At 47.9% G+C, this 16,669-nt stretch carries 14 protein-coding genes; 3 read left to right on the forward strand and 11 right to left on the reverse strand.

Going from position 1 to position 16,669, the window contains the following annotated elements; all coding sequences use genetic code 11:
• Nucleotides 1-33: 33 nt before the first annotated feature.
• Genes ACX9NY_RS18105 through ACX9NY_RS18135 form a run of 7 tightly spaced genes read right to left on the reverse strand, consistent with a single transcriptional unit; the run spans nucleotide 34 to nucleotide 8,232 of the window.
• Entirely contained in the window at nucleotides 34-2,403 is a 2,370-nt protein-coding gene (locus ACX9NY_RS18105; RefSeq protein ID WP_472474181.1) for a DUF4962 domain-containing protein, read from the reverse strand.
• 34 nt (nucleotides 2,404-2,437) lie between these two features.
• Nucleotides 2,438-3,205 (reverse strand): SDR family NAD(P)-dependent oxidoreductase, encoded by a 768-nt coding sequence (locus ACX9NY_RS18110; protein WP_339259162.1) that lies wholly within the window; start codon nucleotides 3,203-3,205, stop codon nucleotides 2,438-2,440.
• 36 nt (nucleotides 3,206-3,241) lie between these two features.
• Nucleotides 3,242-5,080 (reverse strand): cache domain-containing sensor histidine kinase, encoded by a 1,839-nt coding sequence (locus tag ACX9NY_RS18115; protein ID WP_472474183.1) that lies wholly within the window; start codon nucleotides 5,078-5,080, stop codon nucleotides 3,242-3,244.
• On the reverse strand, nucleotides 5,077-6,114 hold the full coding sequence (locus ACX9NY_RS18120) for a response regulator transcription factor (RefSeq protein WP_472474185.1): 1,038 nt from the start codon (nucleotides 6,112-6,114) through the stop codon (nucleotides 5,077-5,079). Before ACX9NY_RS18120 ends, ACX9NY_RS18115 begins: the two co-directional genes overlap by 4 nt.
• Nucleotides 6,115-6,157: 43 nt before the next feature.
• Nucleotides 6,158-7,036 (reverse strand): carbohydrate ABC transporter permease, encoded by an 879-nt coding sequence (locus tag ACX9NY_RS18125; RefSeq protein ID WP_124117211.1) that lies wholly within the window; start codon nucleotides 7,034-7,036, stop codon nucleotides 6,158-6,160.
• A gap of 12 nt (nucleotides 7,037-7,048) precedes the next feature.
• On the reverse strand, nucleotides 7,049-7,966 hold the full coding sequence (locus ACX9NY_RS18130; RefSeq protein ID WP_253442400.1) for an ABC transporter permease: 918 nt from the start codon (nucleotides 7,964-7,966) through the stop codon (nucleotides 7,049-7,051).
• Between the two features lie 56 nt (nucleotides 7,967-8,022).
• Entirely contained in the window at nucleotides 8,023-8,232 is a 210-nt protein-coding gene (locus ACX9NY_RS18135; protein ID WP_339240000.1) for a tautomerase family protein, read from the reverse strand.
• 590 nt (nucleotides 8,233-8,822) lie between these two features.
• Here ACX9NY_RS18135 and ACX9NY_RS18140 point away from each other — a divergent pair.
• The gene (locus ACX9NY_RS18140) at nucleotides 8,823-10,559 is read left to right on the forward strand and encodes a methyl-accepting chemotaxis protein (protein WP_339308734.1); all 1,737 of its coding nucleotides are present in this window, start codon (nucleotides 8,823-8,825) and stop codon (nucleotides 10,557-10,559) included.
• 202 nt (nucleotides 10,560-10,761) lie between these two features.
• Here ACX9NY_RS18140 and ACX9NY_RS18145 read toward each other — a convergent pair whose 3' ends face one another.
• Nucleotides 10,762-11,532 carry a hypothetical protein gene (locus tag ACX9NY_RS18145; protein WP_472474188.1) on the reverse strand — a complete coding sequence of 257 codons (771 nt, stop codon included), beginning with the start codon at nucleotides 11,530-11,532 and terminating at the stop codon, nucleotides 10,762-10,764.
• A gap of 282 nt (nucleotides 11,533-11,814) precedes the next feature.
• Between ACX9NY_RS18145 and ACX9NY_RS18150 the strand changes: the two genes are divergently transcribed.
• Together ACX9NY_RS18150 and ACX9NY_RS18155 are read left to right on the forward strand one after the other, a co-directional pair.
• Entirely contained in the window at nucleotides 11,815-12,393 is a 579-nt protein-coding gene (locus ACX9NY_RS18150; RefSeq protein WP_253430953.1) for a TetR/AcrR family transcriptional regulator, read from the forward strand.
• Between the two features lie 77 nt (nucleotides 12,394-12,470).
• The gene (locus tag ACX9NY_RS18155; protein WP_472479344.1) at nucleotides 12,471-14,657 is read left to right on the forward strand and encodes a YhgE/Pip family protein; all 2,187 of its coding nucleotides are present in this window, start codon (nucleotides 12,471-12,473) and stop codon (nucleotides 14,655-14,657) included.
• 107 nt (nucleotides 14,658-14,764) lie between these two features.
• Here ACX9NY_RS18155 and ACX9NY_RS18160 read toward each other — a convergent pair whose 3' ends face one another.
• The 3 genes from ACX9NY_RS18160 to ACX9NY_RS18170 all read right to left on the reverse strand — a co-directional run bounded on the left by ACX9NY_RS18160 (nucleotide 14,765) and on the right by ACX9NY_RS18170 (nucleotide 16,653).
• A complete protein-coding gene (locus tag ACX9NY_RS18160) occupies nucleotides 14,765-15,142 on the reverse strand; it encodes a hypothetical protein (protein WP_339239995.1) in 378 nt (125 codons plus the stop codon).
• 23 nt (nucleotides 15,143-15,165) lie between these two features.
• Nucleotides 15,166-15,513 carry a DUF4190 domain-containing protein gene (locus ACX9NY_RS18165; RefSeq protein ID WP_472474190.1) on the reverse strand — a complete coding sequence of 116 codons (348 nt, stop codon included), beginning with the start codon at nucleotides 15,511-15,513 and terminating at the stop codon, nucleotides 15,166-15,168.
• A 384-nt stretch (nucleotides 15,514-15,897) separates the two neighbouring features.
• Complete coding sequence (locus ACX9NY_RS18170) at nucleotides 15,898-16,653, reverse strand: amino acid ABC transporter ATP-binding protein (protein ID WP_472474192.1); 756 nt, start codon at nucleotides 16,651-16,653, stop codon at nucleotides 15,898-15,900.
• Nucleotides 16,654-16,669 lie beyond the last annotated feature (16 nt).

Raw genomic sequence — 16,669 nt, forward strand, 5'->3', positions numbered from 1 at the left:
GATGAGATTGCGTTTTCTTTAGGTCAGCACTTACTAGTATGTCTTGGATACCTCGATCTTCTTTGTTATACCGTTGTCGGTAAAATAGAGATGAATGCCGTGATCCTGGTCATCGATGAAATAAGGGACGTACTTCGGCTTCTCAATCTTATATGGCACAAGCAGCGTTACAATTCTATGGCTTAAAGCATGCCGTGTTTCCGCGCTTAGATGATAATGTCTGTCCAGCCCTTCATACTCTGCCGGGTCCACCTCTGCGAATTGATCCGTCTGGCTGAGCGACAGTTCACCGGAGGAAGCATAGACAAATGTCCCCTCAAGCCCTGCCTTAGTACCGTTCAGACGGAAGGTCTGCCCTTTCAGCTGTAACGGGTGTATTGCATGGAACAGCCATTGAACACTGTCCGGCTGCTTCAGGTCAATGTGGTCCACAATGACGAAGTAGGATGATTGCAGAAAATGTATTTCCCGTACAACACGCTTCACATGCGGTACGGTGCTGGCGTAGGCATCGGTCGCTACCGCGCGCACATAACCATCACCGTCTCGCCAATAGGCATCTTCGATCTGCCCGGTTGCCGCCATGTTCAGCACTTTGTTGTTCTCGGCATACTGACCTGCTCCGCCAATCAGCAGATTGTTTTTGGAGCGTGTCTGCCTGCGCCATTCCCGGTGAAAGGAACTTCCATGCGCGATATAATAGCCGGTATCCGCCGCAAGCGGCTCACCGAATGCATGCAGGGTAAAGCTGTTCTGATCCGCATGGCTATGGCTGATGGAGCCATAACGGCTTGACTTGAGTAGCAGCATCATATGCTCATCCGGATCATCCATCCGGTGATGCATAGCTACCCATCCCACATCCCGGAACCATTTGAGCGGTTCGATGTTCACAGGTGACTCTTCCTCCACCTGCGGATAATCGTGGCGATATACCAATTCGTCAAAGTTAAAATCCCACCAGCCGTAGTTATAAAAGGCTCCCTCTGTCCCCGGATCGGATTGGCGTACACGCTCAAAGTACCACTGGTACCAGCGGTTGCCTGTAACACCTGCCAGTTGGCGCACAAGATAGCCTGTTTTCAAATTGACCGGGTCACCCAGCGTAGACTGATCTCCAAAGCTGGCGCGCCGTGCATCAGGCGGGTACACGTAGAGTGGAAAATCCCCGGTACGCTGGAAGAACGGTCGACGGAAGAAGTCGATGCCCGCATAGTTTCGCAGCAGATTCATCGCTTCGGTTACATAGGCCATGCCTGTTGTCCAGTACATCGGTCCTTCGGCCCAACCCCCATCACTGCCACCCCAAGGGGAGTACAGACAGGCATAATAATCGATCGCATAATCCAGCCACGCTGCAGCTTGCTGCTCCTCATGCAACAAAGCCATACAGCACGGTACAAGTACGGAAGACAATGAACGAATTGCATGGCTGTCATAGGGCACATGATGAATCTTTGAGCGGACCATTACATGCTGGGCTACCTGTTCTGTCCGCCGCAGCAAACTGCGTCTTACCACATCTTGCTCTTCACTGTTCAACTCATCATGCAGCCAGTCATAGCCCCAAGCAAGCGCCGCTGCGACCCGAAAGGCCGCCTCGTCATTATAATCGCGGGAGGTTGTTCCCTCCGTATCCCAGGCCGCCACATGCAGCAGCCAGGTTTTCGCCGCTTCAAGCAGCCGTTCGTCTCGAAGCACCCGCCCAGCGATACTCAGATGACGAATGGCATATAACACTTCCTGACAGTCAATGTACATTTGTCTCCACAACGTGGCGACACGTTTGTTATCCGGGTAAGGCAGCGGTTCACGAATTGGGTCACGGTCTACCCACGGTTCCACGGAATTTGCCATAAACACATCCCAGCCGCAATACGTGGAATCGGACGCAACACCATCGGCAAGCGCATTCAGTCCACGCTCACCAAGCCACAACCGTGGGTGAGACGTGTTTGTGGAAACGTATCGCTGTGCCCGGGAAGGTAGAGGTGTCTCCGGTAATCCCGCTGGGACCGTAAACCGCCTCACCTCACTCCATGATGACATTTCCTGCTGTTTCTCCTGCACGGCATCCGTTTCAGCTTCACTTCCTTGCTGCATTGATTGATCTATAAGTAGCGCATATCGCCAATAATACTCTCCAGGTTCAAACACCCGGTCAGGTGTGAAAAAATTATACGGGAGCGGCGTAAAGGTCATCGTCTCTTCTTCCTGAAAAGAAGGGCTCGCCGATACTTGCAGCAGATAGGCATTCTCATCCTCCTGCTGTGCCGCCATCCAGGTAAACCTTGGCGGATTCTCTGCCAGAATGGTATGTTCATCAGGTGCATAGTCCACATGGAACGGCCCGCTAATAGGTTGGTACAACAGTCTTTCTGCAAGCTTCCGTTTCACTTCCATCGTATCATTCCCTCCTTATCGCAATGTTGTAGCCTCAACGCATGTACATTCCGCCATTGATTTCTATCGTCTCTCCGGTGATAAAAGCCCCCAGGTCAGAACATAAGTACAACGCCGCTCCTGCAACATCATCGGGAGTCCCTTCCCGTCCAAGCGGGATACTGCCTACTGCAGAAGTCCGGCCTTCTGCCGAGGTGAACGTAGCATGGAATGCCGTCTGTCCAATGAAGCCCGGTGAAAGGGCATTAACCGTAATCCCCCCAGGAGCCAGTTCTTTGGCAAGCCCTTTGGTTAACGCAATGACAGCCGCCTTGGAGGCTGCGTAAATAGCTGCACCCGGCCCGCCCCCGTTATGAGCCGCTACCGAGGTCAGATTGATAATTCGTCCGCCTCCAGCCGCCTTCATGCCAGGAATGACCGCTTTGGAGACAAATACGGCGCTCTTCAGATTGACATCCATAATCCGGCTGTAGAGCTCCTCGCTCATCGTTTCAATAGGGCTCCGCTCCACCAGATGCCCCGCATTATTGATTAACAGGTCAATTGGACCGCCGAAACGAAGCGTGATATCCCCAACCATCGATTCTATGGCATCCATATCGGTCACATCGGCCTGAAATGCCGCCGCTTCACCACCAGCATCCCGAATCGCTGCCACGACCTCCTCCGCCCGCTCCATATTATGCAGACCATTCACAGCCACCTTTGCCCCACAGCGAGCCAATGACCCGGCAATAGCAGCGCCAATCCCTCCACTGGAACCTGTTACCAACGCAATTTTGTTCTGCAAGTTAATATTCATGTTTGATCTTCCTCCCTGTTATTGGTTTCAATTACATTAAATCCGCTTGCTGTGCTGATCGGCCGGAAGCGCCATCGTAATGGTCGTTCCCAAGCCTCGCTCACTCTCAATCATCAAGCCATACGTTTCTCCAAATACCAGTTGAATCCGTCGATGGACATTCATGAGACCAATGCCTCCACGATGGTAGACATCATCGGAATCTTCCCCTGCCAGACGATTTAATTCCAGACGGTCACGCAGCTTCTTCAGGCGTTCATCGTTCATGCCCATGCCGTTATCCTGCACGATCACAAGGAAGCGATCTTTCAAGCGCCGAGCATCGATGCGGATATAATGACCCGGTTCCATGCCCTGTGGAAACGCATGTTGCAGCACATTCTCCACCAGGGGCTGGAGGGTGAGACGAACCATTTTTTCTAGCAACAGATCCGGTGCAATGATGACCTCCACTTCAAGCTCCCGATCCATGCGATGTTTCATGATAGAAAGGTAGGCGAGCACATGCTTCAACTCATTGGCCACCGTAATTTCCTCCAGATTGGTCTGAATGGAATAACGGAGCATATGAGCCATCGATTCCACCATCTGTGCAATTTCTTCGGAGTCCTGTACAACGGCATAACATTTGATCGTCTCCAGCGTGTTGTAGAGAAAATGCGGATTGATCTGCAACTGGAGCGCCTGAAATTCCGCACGGTGTCGTTCCAACGCCTCCTGCTGTAGCTCAATTTCCGACTTCTGGCGGCGCAGCTCCGACTCATATACACTCTCAATCATGTCCGACAAACGGCTGACCATCAGATTATAGCTGCGGATCAGCACGCCGATCTCATCACGCCTTTCCTTCATCTCCACCTTGTTCCAGATTCCCTTCTCCGTCTGTCTCATTCCGTTCATCAGCACCCGAATGGGTTCCACTTGAGATGCTCCGATCCGATACGCCACAACAAGCGCAGCGAGCAAGGTTCCTGCACCAACCCATAATGTAGCTGAGCGAATCGTTGCAATCGGCCTTTGAAGCTCCGACAGCGGCACGGAAGCGACAAAGCGCCAGCCCGAATAGGCAGACAGTTCCGATATAAACAGCCGTTTGGTGCCATCCGTGTTCTGTTCCAGTGACCCTGCCTCCATGTGCATAAGTCTGTCCACGGTGCTGGATGACATCACGGTTTGCGCCTCCTCGACCCCAGGAAGGTAGATGACATTTCCGTTCTGATCCATCACATACTGATATCCCCCTTGACCGAGATCGAGTTCTCCCCAGATGTTGTCAAGCTCCAGCACATTCACTTCCATCGCCAGCACTCCGTTTGGTGTGTAGGAGGACATCCCCCTGATCCGGCGTGCAATCGTAATGACATTCGAACTCTGTCCACTGCGAATACTGCGGGTGAGCAACGTCGATTCGCCATTCGCAGGGGTTGCAGCGAGCAGCTCCTTATACTGCTGGGCAGCATTGATATCGGGTATGCCCGCTGAATTCTGGTTGTCATCGATGACAACCCGCCCGTTCTCCCCGATAACATACAGGAACTTGATCTGTGGATATAACATAAATACAGGCGGGAACACGTTCCTTTTAATCTGACGGCTGTACTCGTAATAGGCATAACTATCCTCCGAATTCATATCGAGGAAATGCTTCACACTTCCATTAGAGAGGATAGAGTACGTTGAGCGATCATAATTTTGCAAATACAGGTCGGTCTGGTACGCCGTATTACGCATCGTTTGGGCGATGTTGTCCGCCAGCTGGTCGTTCATCTCAGTTGAGGCATAGGTGTAGGTAAACAAGCCGATAGCAGACAGGGACAACGTAATTACGATGGCAAAATGAAAGAATAGGCGGATCGACAGGCTGCGCTTCATCATTCAATGCCCAACTTGCTACGGTATTCGGACGGGGTCAGTCCGGTAATCTTCTTGAATGTCTTGGTAAAATGGGGATGATCCGCATACCCCACTTCGTAGGATATATCCGTAATCCGGTTGCCCGGCTGTTCCAGCATGCTTTTGGCCAGTTCCATTTTGCTGCGTATCCGGTATTGAATAAAGGTCTGACCTGTCGTCTGTTTAAACAGTTGGCTGAAGTAGGACGGGTTCAGTCCCAACTTGGCGGCAATCTCGTCCAGTGACACTTCCCTGCGCAAATGCTGTTCCAGATAAGCCTTAGCTTCTTCCACCGGATGCTTGCGCTTGCCGCTGCGCTTTTCCTTGATCGTTTTCATCAACATCTGGATTTCGTTGCCCAGAGCCTTGAAGCACTCTTTTGAGGAAGCGCTTTCATTAATCTGACTGGACGTACTCATCGTTCCGTTTCCCCGTGCATTCATTCTGGCTACAATCAATTCCAGCAATTCCTGAAAAAGCTCCGCTGTCTGCTCAGGCATCAGGGCATATGCCGGATAACGATCTGACCATGCTGCGAGCAACTCCGTCACATCGGATTGTCTTAGCTCCCATATCGCCTCTTCCAGACGCATCGCCCAATCGTTCAGCTCCCTCACGGGTACAAGAGAAACCGTAGGTTTATCCTCTTCGGATGCCAGCAATTTGAGCAGCAGTTCATGAAGCCCCTGTCGTCCCACAGGTTTCAGCAAATATCGCTTTACCCCATAATCCATACAGGCTCTTGCATATTCAAAGTCCGAATAACCGGAGACCACAATAATGCGTATCGTACTGCCTTGCTCGGATAAACGACGGCAGAGCTCAATACCGTCCATCGTTGGCATGCGGATATCCGTAAACAGGATGTGCGGCCGAAAGTCTCCCATCACTTGGAGAGCTTCTTCCCCATGTGCAGCCTGCCGAATCTCACAGTCGAACAGTCCCGCTTGTTTGATCATCTTCGCCAGACCCATTCGAATCATGGGCTCATCGTCCGTAATCAAGATTCTGAACATCGCCATTCCCCCCGTTTCCGTCAGATCTGTATGTTGCTTGTACTTAAGATTTGACGGAGCCGACCATGATTCCTTTTACAAAATGCTTTTGCAGGAAAGGGTAAATGATAATGATCGGCAAGGTGGCGATAATAATGGTTGCCATTTTGATACCTTCTGGCGATGTATGCGCAAGGGTGCTATAGACGGCAGAACCTGGATCGACGGAAATATCGTCACTTTCAAACAGCTTCTTGAGTGTTACCTGGATCGGCCACCAGGCCGGATCATTCAGATAATAGAGCGCCGTGGAATACGCATTCCAGTGGCCTACCGCATAGAAAATACCGAGTGATGCCATGGCCGGTTTGGACAATGGGATGACGATACGCCAGATGATACCGAATTCTCCACAGCCATCGATGCGGGCAGCGTCAATCAGCTCACCCGGCAACTGTGCGAAGAACGAGCGCATAACGAAGAAATTAAAGGCATTAATCGCTCCGGGCACAATCAGCACCAGTGGATTATTGACCAGATGCAGTTCCTTCATCAGGATAAAGTTCGGAATGAGCGGCGCCGAGAATACGACGGTTACCAGGACAAACATGACAACGAGAGAGCGTCCCTTGTACTCTGGACGAGACACAGGATACGCAAGTGATGCCGTTGCCGCAAGATTGACCAGCGTCCCGAACAGCGTCACCCCAACCGATACCGCAAATGCCCGCCAGAATGCAGCATCGCCAAATACATATTCATAATTGATCCAGGTAAAATCAACAGGCCAGAAGCTAACCTTTCCACCCATGATCGCTTCCGAGCTGCTGAGTGATTGGGCCAGCACATTAATGAAGGGCAGAATCATCGTCAACGAGAGCAGCGTTAGAAAAACGAGATTACCAATGCGAAATATACGGTAACGGACACTGGGGGTACGCATAGAACTCGCCTCCTAATACAGGCTTTCGCCGGTTGTTTTTTTGCTGAAGAAATTACCGAGTAGAACAAGCATCAAACCCACGACCGACTTGAACAATCCGATGGCCGTTGTATAACTGTATTGCTGTGAGAGAAGCCCGGCTTTGTAAATATACGTATCGAGAATTTCACCCGATTCCAGATTGAGCGGATTCAGGAATACAAACACACGCTCAAAGCCCAGATCGAGGAACTTCCCAATGTGCAGCAGCAGCAGGATCATAATCGTCGGCAGCAAGGATGGCAGGGTAATCGACCATATTTGCTTCAAACGTCCGGCTCCATCCACCTCTGCCGCCTCATACAGATCGGGATTGATGCCGGCAATGGCTGCCAGGAAAATAATCGTCCCATACCCGGAGTCACGCCAGATGCCGGAACCAATCAGAATGGAACGAATATACGAGTCTTCTCCAAGAAAGTAGATTGGTTGCATGCCCAGAAACCCAAGTGCCTTGTTCACCACCCCGGCATCCATCGAGAAAATGCCCATGAAGATTCCGCTAATAACGACCCAGGATAGAAAGTGAGGCATGTATACAATCGTTTGCAGCAACCGCTTAAATACAATCATTCGTACTTCATTTAGCAGAATGGCCAGTAAGATCGGTACCGGGAATGCAATTACCAGATCATATAGTCCAAGCAGAAGTGTATTATTGAGAATTCGCAAAAAGTCATAATGGCTGAACATCTTCTGGAAATGTTCCAATCCTACCCAATCACTGCCGGTGATACCTTTGAAAATGTTGTAGTTCTGAAAGGCAATGATGGAGCCGAAGAGAGGCACATATTTGAAGAGGAAAAAATACAGGATACCCGGTACGGAGAGCAGATATAGGATCCGGTATCGCCACAGATAACGTCCTGTATCTCCGAGCCGGGTGCCCAGACCAGACGAGTGAAGTCCGGTTGTTCCCCGGCTTGGTGGCACGATATCCGCCGGCTTCACGTCTTCTCCCCTCCCTGCTTCTGTGTTTGCATGGCTCTCAAATTATCAGGAACGTTCTCGTCCCATGGGATTTCATTAAATTCAACGGAAATATAATTCGGCTCACGGTCGATAATACGCGAGAGCTCGCGTGTGAACACCTCCACTATCTCCTGCTTTTGCTCATCCGTCCTGCCTTCATACAGCCTGATCGTAATTTCTGGCATCCGAGTTAAGCTCCCTTCAATCCATAATGTAAACGCTTTAACAACTTTATCTTAGCGCTCCTGCATAAGGGCAACAATGGACTGTCTTTTCGTTCTCTTGTGTTTTCTTTAGGTCATGGCAAACAAACCCAAAAGGTCCCCTTTATGAAAGGGGAGTCCCATTTATTTTGAAATTAGTCATCAATCCAACGTCTTGTTATATCATGTTTCAGTCCTTCAGACCTTGCATTAACAAACGTAATAATAAAGATCGAAAACGAAAAACACGCCCACAGAACCAGTACCTTAGAACCATTTTTGCACGAAAAGCTAATATTAATATGACTTTATAACGATATATTCTACGAAGTAACTTACCTGGGGGTCCTATAAGTGAAGTAGAACTTGTAACAATGCAAGAAGCACACTGCATCATAAGAGAATGTCACGTAACCACAGTAAAAATAAGAATTATAGAATTTGCACGATAATCATTTCCCACTAAATATTCGTTAGATTACATAGCGTATAGCATCCCATCCAGGTATAGTGCATTTTCATATTTGTAGAAGGAGTGAACCATCTTGTTTAATAAGCTTCGCTGGAGTACCATGCCTTTCTTTATCAAAAATTTGGTGATTTCATTCGGCAGTATCACGTTGATTGGTGTAATCCTGATCACTGCCGCATATCAATTGCAGAAAAACATTCTGGTTGAACAGCTGCACGACCAGGCTACCGTCATCACCCAGAAATGGTACGATGATCTCGACACTGCCAAAGTGGCAGAAGCGGCTAAGGAAAAAAGCTACTCCGGTCCTGTACAGCAGGAAATGAAAGCTTACCTTGATTCCATCCATGAGTTCTATCCAAATATCGCACAGGCGTACATTTTCGGTTCAGAACTTGAAGAAGGAGACGGAACGTCCATCATCGCCATTCCAACGAACCTGTTGGAACCATTTGAGGAAGGTAATCTGCCCGCAGGTGCCATGTATCCTCTACCTCAAAATAACGTTGTGGTGCTGGAACAGATGAAAAAGGACGGGAAGCCTGCTTTCAGTGATTTCTACACGGACGAGTACGGAACTTGGACCACACTGATCTACCCTATTAATAATGCAGATGGCTCCATGTACGCTGCTCTTTACTTCGATGTTGATGCAAGTGCCGTTCCAAAAGGACTTAAGGAATTGCTTACGTACGGATTGATGTTCCTTGTCGGATTCCTGATCCTGTTCATGGTGTTGCAATTCATATTGCTGAAAAGAACGTTGCTTCCAATTCGCAACCTGATGAAAGGTATCGAAGAAGTCAGCACGGGTAATCTGGACGTAATCATCGACACCGGGCGAGATGATCTGGGTATCATCAACGAGAAGTTTAATGCGATGATCCATCGCTTCAATACAACCATCTACAAAGTACAGAATACTTCACATCACCTCTCGGAATCCTCCAAACAACTACTGGGCATTTCCGAGAAAAATAATGTGAACATTCAATCCATCAGCACCAATATTCGGGAGATATCCACCGGACTGGTGTCTCAGGACAAAGCAACGGTAGAGAATGCACGTGCCATGACAGAGATGTCAACGGTCGTACAGACCATCGCCAGCAGTTCAGCTGATGTGGCAGACGAAGCACTCAGCATGGAGCAGCGCTCCAGTACAGGTAATGTGGTGATGCAGCAAGTTATTGAGCAGATGCGCTTGATCTCCGGTGCAGTACAAAATACGTCGAATTCGATTCAGTCGTTGGAAAATAACTCGAATGAGATTAGCAACATTGTTAATCTCATTACGGAGATTGCCGGACAAACCAACTTGCTGGCGCTCAATGCTTCCATTGAGGCAGCACGCGCGGGTGAAGAAGGACGAGGTTTTGCCGTGGTTGCAGGCGAGGTGCGTAATCTGGCGGAACAATCCCAGGAATCAGCGAAACAAATTCGACAGTTAATCGAAGAGATTCAGCGGGATATCACTCAGTCTGCCGCGGCGATGCAGCTGGGTTCCAAGGAAGTAACGAAAGGCTTGGAAGTTACCCAAGAGACAGGTGTATTCTTCGAGAATATTCTGACTGCTACGAATAAAGTTGCAAACCAGATTCAGGATATCTCCAGTTCTACCGAAGAAATCTCGGCAAGTACACAAGAAATGTCTGCTACGGCGGATGAACTCTCTGCCAATGTCAGCAAGGCAGCGAATAGCAGTAAACAAATTGAGCAGTCCATTGAAGAGCAGGAAGCCTCCATGGCTGCCATTGTGAGTGCCTCCGATGAACTCTCGGTTGTCTCCGAGCAGCTGCAAGAACTGATTTCATTCTTTAAAGTACGAGCAGAATAGAATTAAGTAGGACACAGATAACAATAATAAGAAACAATAAAAACCAAGGCTCATGAGTGATTAACTCGAAGCCTTGGTTTTTTTGTTGTTAGCAGGGTAGGTGGATAGGTTCCAGGTATCATTTAACAGGCAGTAATTCTTCTGCATTTATAATCATCTTTTTCTCGTCATTGTAGCTGAATTGTTGAACCTCCACTCCACACTATAATCCAGCAGCTGCTTTAATTTCTTTTCTCTGAGAAACGATTAACGATTGTAACTTTTCTGTTCCAAATGCTCCTGCTGAGAAAGCATTTGCTTTTGGATAATAAACCATTCGAAATGATGTTCCATCTTGAAGATGCACACGTAAAAAAATTCCTGTCTCATGCTTGGATTTCTTATACACTTCATCAAAGCCAACATATCGCAACGGCAGAAGCTCGTTCATGAATTCGGATGCGGCTTCCTGGGGGAAGTTACCTATTGGGCTGCCATCATTGCCACTTTCAAGGCTGACTTTTTCCACTTTGCCTTCAATGTCCATCAGGTCTCCCATTGTCTTCGCATGGGGATTTTCTTTTGCTTCGTAAACCTTATTATTCGCTACCACGCGATAATGTGACTTATAACCTTCTAGTTCATATATAACCGTTCCAATTGGAAGATATGCCGCATCTCCATTCTCGGTCACGTGATCCGCACACACATGCTCGTTCAGCATGTAGCTCACTTCCCCTATCCTGTCCCCAATTTGCTCTGCAGGTACCTCTTTGGTCCCTTCGTTGTTTTGAAAGTATGTAACATCATTGAACATCAGAAAATCAATCCATTCAATGGTTCCCGGGCATCCCTTCGTTGATTCCTTTGCCACTTCTTCCGTATTCGTTTCATGGGGTTTTGATGTTATTTCCCCCTTATTCGATATTCCACAGCCAACAATAATGACTAGCATCAAAAGCATACTCAAACTCCAATAGTTAACAGGTTTCATTCTCAATCACCTCAACCTATTAGACGGATTCAACGAAGACATAGTTACAAGCTTTTTTTCGCTCAGCTATTCTACTCGTTAAACGCTCCGTCATTGCTTTTTCATATGAGCATCACATTCGCACCTATCGAACCTATCCCAGCATTTTTATGACAAAGATCACATCCACCTTCTCTGTTCAAGTGCTACATTTGTTAACGACCAACTGACCACAATAGTAAATCGGTCATAAAAGTTTTATCTTCCCATTTATCCTTTCAACCACAAGGAGGTGTAAATACCATGAAAACGATAGATCGAAGGCAACAGGTGATGGACTCTGCCGAGAAATCCTTTGCCCTGTTTGGCTACAAGGCCACAACGATGGAGCAGGTTGCGAGACTTGCCAATGTGGGCAAGGGAACGATCTATACTTTTTTCGAAAATAAAGAAGAACTGTTCAGCGAGATTCTGCGCTCGATCATTGCGGACATGAGACAGATTACAGAGCAAACCGTGAAGGAAGAAAATTCCTTTCTGGATAACGTGCATATGAGTATGGACTCTCTGCTGGAGTACCGGGAGGAACATGAGTTGTTGATCAAGCTTTTTCAGGAGGTTAACGAGTTCGGTACACTGCAAGCCAAGGAAGGTTTGCAGCAAGTGGAGACAGCCATTCTCGAATATCTGGAGCGTCAGGTCAGCCGTGCCATGGAGTTAGAGCAGATTCGCAGAGACGATCCCAAACTGGTTTCTTTTGTCCTGCTGAAGCTGTATGTCACCTTAACCTCGGATTGGAACAAAGCGCATCCTACGCTGCATAAGGATCAGATCAAGGATTTTGTGGGCCTCTTTCTCAAGAATGGCTTATCCCCCACCTAGAGAAAGGCAACCTACTAGATCCAACACATAATAGAGACAGAACAAATGGATGAGCGTAAGGATAGGGAGAGAACATGATGAAATCATTCCACGTATTTGGGCAGGATCTGAAGTCCGCCTTCAAGAAACCAAAAATATTTATTCCGATTCTCGTTGTACTGTTCATTCCGGTATTGTATAGCGGCCTGTTCCTGAATGCATTCTGGGACCCTTATGGCAAAATGAATGAATTACCTGTAGCCGTGGTCAACACGGATCAGGGTGCAGTCTACAACGACAAATCACTGGAGGTCGGTCAGAATCTGATCGATGAATTGAAAAAAAGCGATGATTTCAACTGGCAATTCGTTACTCGTGAACAAGCAGATCAAGGCATGGAAGACAATAAATATTATATGACGATTGTTATTCCGGAGGACTTTTCCTCCAAAGCAACGACCCTGATGGATGAGCACCCTGAGCCAGCAGATCTGATCTACGAACCCAATGAAGGATACAACTTCCTCGCGGGTCAGATCGGTGGCACGGCGGTTAAACAAATCCGCTCCAAAGTTGCTGCCAAAGTCACAGAATCGTATACCGAAACGTTATTGGATCAGGTCGAAAAAATCTCAGGCGGTCTGGCGGATGCCGGGGATGGCGCAGGTCAGATTCATGATGGTGCGATCAAACTGGATGAGGGTGCTGCTACATTAAAAGAGAACCTCTCCAAACTGGTTGCTGGCACCGACAAGCTCGAAACGGGCGTGGTTTCGTTAGAAGAAGGTACGTCCACTCTCGCCCAAGGCACAGGTGATCTTCATACTGGCGCAAGTGCCCTTTCCAGTGGGCTATCCCAACTCGCAACAGCAGGCACGAAGCTGAGTGATGGAGCAACCCAGGCCGAAATGGGCGGCAAACAGTTACAGGCTGGTCTTCAATCTGCTCAAGAAGGCGCGGCTAAGCTGGATGCAGGACTTGCGGCTTCCGAGGAAGGTAGTGCGAAGCTAACAGCTGGACTGCAAAGCTCTGTTGAGGGCAGCGGCAAAGTTAGTGAGGGTGCCAAAGCGGTTGCACAAGGACTCGCCCAATTGGCTGAATCCAGTCCGGAACTGGCCGCAAGTCCTGCTGTTCAGCAGCTCCTGGCAACAAGTCAGGCCGTAGCCGCTGGCAGTGAACAAGTATATCAGGGCGGACAGCAGTTGGTGACAGGCAGCCAAAACCTGTACGCTGCACAGCAGCAACTGCATCAAGGCAGCAGCCAGTTGACACAGGGTGAACAACAACTCGTACAAGGTGCCACGCAATTATCCGCCGGACACGAAAAGCTTGCGACGGGCCTACAGCAATTCAATTCCAAATTATCCGAAGCAGCGTCTGGAGCAGCCAAACTTGCGGACGGTTCAGGTCAATTGGATGCTGGTGCAGGCAAGTTGGTTGCGGGTGTAAGCCAGCTCACAGATGGAATCTCAACACTTGCAGATGGCTCACATAAGCTGGATGACGGTGCCGGTCAGTTAAAAGAAGGTACGCTGAAGTTAACGGATGGCTCTGGTGAACTTGCCACCAAGCTGAATGAAGCGGCTGAGCAGACGGGGAGTGTGAAAAAGACCGATGAACTGGTAACGATGTATGCAGAGCCTGTTCAGGTCGATGAGCATAAATATAATGAGGTACCTAATTACGGTACAGGATTCTCGCCATACTTCCTGTCACTGGGGCTGTTTGTCGGGGCATTGATTGCGACATTGGTTGTGCCAACACGCGGTAGCACGGTTAGCGAGGCAAGTGGCTGGAATCGTTTTGTGAGCAAAACGCTGGCTTTCACGCTCATGAGTGCTGTACAATCCCTGCTTGCTTCATGGCTGGTCTTGTACGGCTTGGGTCTGAAAGTTCAGAGCGTTCCGTTGTTCCTCTTGTTCAGCTTTGTGACCAGCCTAAGCTTCATGTACATCATTCAGGCACTGGTGACTTGGTTGGAAAATCCGGGACGATTCCTCGCAATTCTGATGCTAATCTTCCAGCTTACGACCAGCGCGGGCACCTTCCCGCTCGAACTGATTCCAAACTGGTTGAAGGTGTTTAATCCATGGCTGCCTATGACCTATTCGGTAACAGGTTATAAAGCAGTTATCTCAAGCGGACAGTTCGGCGTAGCTTGGGATCAGCTCGGTATACTGTGCATCTTCGCGGTAATTGGTCTTGGAGGAACTCTAACGTACTTCCTGATGCACCGCACCACGGAGAGCGAAAACGTTAGCAGTGAAGTTGCACTTCACGCGTAGTATGAAAAAATAGACAAGGCATATCCCCTTGTCCTGACTCGCTGGATGATCGCAAGTCTGGGCTAAAGGGATATGCCTTTGTCTTTTTGTTAGTTTTGATATTGAGTTTAGCCAAGATCCTTCACAATGTGTTGGTTCAGAAAACTCAGAAAATCACCTTGCATGGAGCCAAGGGTAAGCATTTTCTTGATAATGCTAAATCGCCAATGGGTACCATTGAGCTGGAATGACCATATAGCGGAGAGCCCCATTCCAGATTTTAATTTTTGATTTTTCAGATCATCCAAAGCAAAATCAATTATTTCTACAACTTTCGAGGAAAATACATTGAGAAAGAGAACTTTTAATCTGTCTCTATTGATTAGTAAAATCGCTTTACTCGTCGGTGATGAAATCGTCTGTGAAATGGCGTAACAGGCCAGCATATCAGGTTCTCTGTATGGTTCAGCTAAACGGTATATAGATTTTCTAGTGATCAATAGCATTTATATTCTTCCTATTCCTTTTCCTAGTATGTAGAGTACATATCAGAACTCGAGACAGCAAAAGAAAATAACAGCGCGAGCGTAATCAGTAATACATACAACGCTACACTGATAATTCCACAGACAAGGCCAGCAATGGCTAATCCTCTGCCCTGTTCCATGCGGGTCTTCATTTCTTTGAGCGATATAGAGGCAATGATGATGGCAACAATACCAATCAGTAATCCCACGTATGGAATTACGATGGACAATATGCCCAAGACAAGAGCTGCAATCGATTTACTATTGGTTTTTGGTATTACATAAGGTGGTGGTGGAAGTCTGTCGTTAAAATAACGGTTCACATCATTTTCGCGATCGCGATGTTCCAACGTAGAACCCCTCCCTGTTTAATAAGTATGTTCATTATAATGTTTTATAGGGAATGGTTGTACCATATTTTGTAAATAGCGAGTTGTTATTAATTTTATTGTATCCATCCTCTGAACACATAATTGAAGCGTAAGCTTAAACATTGTACTTCTAGAATATAAAGTTTAGAACTCGTTGTGTTTTAGTATTTTTTGTTTGGAATTATGAGTTACACCACTTATGCAATTCGAACACATTGGAATGTAGTGACTTATATCGTGTTGACCATGGTATTAATTATCTGGAATACATACCTGTGGACATAAGCTATTATTAAAAAAGAACGCAATCCCTTACTACTCATAGGATTGCGTTCTTTCCACATTTCTTAGATGCAATGTCTTCTATCCTTCCACTTCCACCCGCTGCAAAAATGTCCGAGTACGTGCAAGCTTTGGATTGCCGAAGATCTGTTCTGGTGGGCCCGCCTCTGCAATCTCGCCGTTATCCATGAAGAATACCCGATCCGCAACGTCACGGGCGAAACCCATCTCATGCGTGACAATCATCATTGTCATATTTTCCTGCGCAAGTTGTTTGATGACACGAAGCACTTCCCCAGTCAGCTCCGGATCGAGTGCCGATGTCGGCTCATCAAACAGGAGAATGTCGGGCTGCATCATGAGTGCGCGGGCAATAGCTACACGTTGTTTCTGTCCACCCGACAGATTGGCTGGATAAGCGTCGGCCTTGTCCGACAGTCCAACTTTTCCGAGTAATTCCAGACTGCGCTTCCTAATGACACTTGAGCTTTCTTTTTTCAAAGTCTTCGGTGCGAGTTCCAGATTAGCCTGTACAGTCAGGTGTGGGAACAGGTTGAAATGCTGGAATACCATACCCATACGATCCGTCATCTTGCGAATATCTGCGGCACCCGCGTAACGACCATTATCGACCAATGTCTGATCCTGAATGCGAATCGTTCCGCCCGAGATATCCTCCAGATGAATCAGGCTGCGCAGCATCGTACTTTTACCTGAACCCGAGGGCCCAATCACGGCAATTACTTCGCCTGGTTCCACGTTGAAGGATACCTGCTTCAGCACATCAAGTGTACCGAATGATTTTCTCAACTGATTTACTTCTATTATATGTGTCATATGCAGACAGTCCTTT

The organism is Paenibacillus sp. CB74, from assembly GCF_055687625.1.

What these genes read in the sequence shown, in the direction of transcription:
- ACX9NY_RS18105 (WP_472474181.1), bottom strand. Translation starts at nt 2,403, where the DNA reads ATGGAAGTGAAACGGAAGCTTGCAGAAAGACTGTTGTACCAACCTATT.
- ACX9NY_RS18110 (WP_339259162.1), bottom strand. Translation starts at nt 3,205, where the DNA reads ATGAATATTAACTTGCAGAACAAAATTGCGTTGGTAACAGGTTCCAGT.
- ACX9NY_RS18115 (WP_472474183.1), bottom strand. Translation starts at nt 5,080, where the DNA reads ATGATGAAGCGCAGCCTGTCGATCCGCCTATTCTTTCATTTTGCCATC.
- ACX9NY_RS18120 (WP_472474185.1), bottom strand. Translation starts at nt 6,114, where the DNA reads ATGTTCAGAATCTTGATTACGGACGATGAGCCCATGATTCGAATGGGT.
- ACX9NY_RS18125 (WP_124117211.1), bottom strand. Translation starts at nt 7,036, where the DNA reads ATGCGTACCCCCAGTGTCCGTTACCGTATATTTCGCATTGGTAATCTC.
- ACX9NY_RS18135 (WP_339240000.1), bottom strand. Translation starts at nt 8,232, where the DNA reads ATGCCAGAAATTACGATCAGGCTGTATGAAGGCAGGACGGATGAGCAA.
- ACX9NY_RS18140 (WP_339308734.1), top strand. Translation starts at nt 8,823, where the DNA reads ATGCCTTTCTTTATCAAAAATTTGGTGATTTCATTCGGCAGTATCACG.
- ACX9NY_RS18145 (WP_472474188.1), bottom strand. Translation starts at nt 11,532, where the DNA reads ATGAAACCTGTTAACTATTGGAGTTTGAGTATGCTTTTGATGCTAGTC.
- ACX9NY_RS18150 (WP_253430953.1), top strand. Translation starts at nt 11,815, where the DNA reads ATGAAAACGATAGATCGAAGGCAACAGGTGATGGACTCTGCCGAGAAA.
- ACX9NY_RS18155 (WP_472479344.1), top strand. Translation starts at nt 12,471, where the DNA reads ATGAAATCATTCCACGTATTTGGGCAGGATCTGAAGTCCGCCTTCAAG.
- ACX9NY_RS18160 (WP_339239995.1), bottom strand. Translation starts at nt 15,142, where the DNA reads ATGCTATTGATCACTAGAAAATCTATATACCGTTTAGCTGAACCATAC.
- ACX9NY_RS18170 (WP_472474192.1), bottom strand. Translation starts at nt 16,653, where the DNA reads ATGACACATATAATAGAAGTAAATCAGTTGAGAAAATCATTCGGTACA.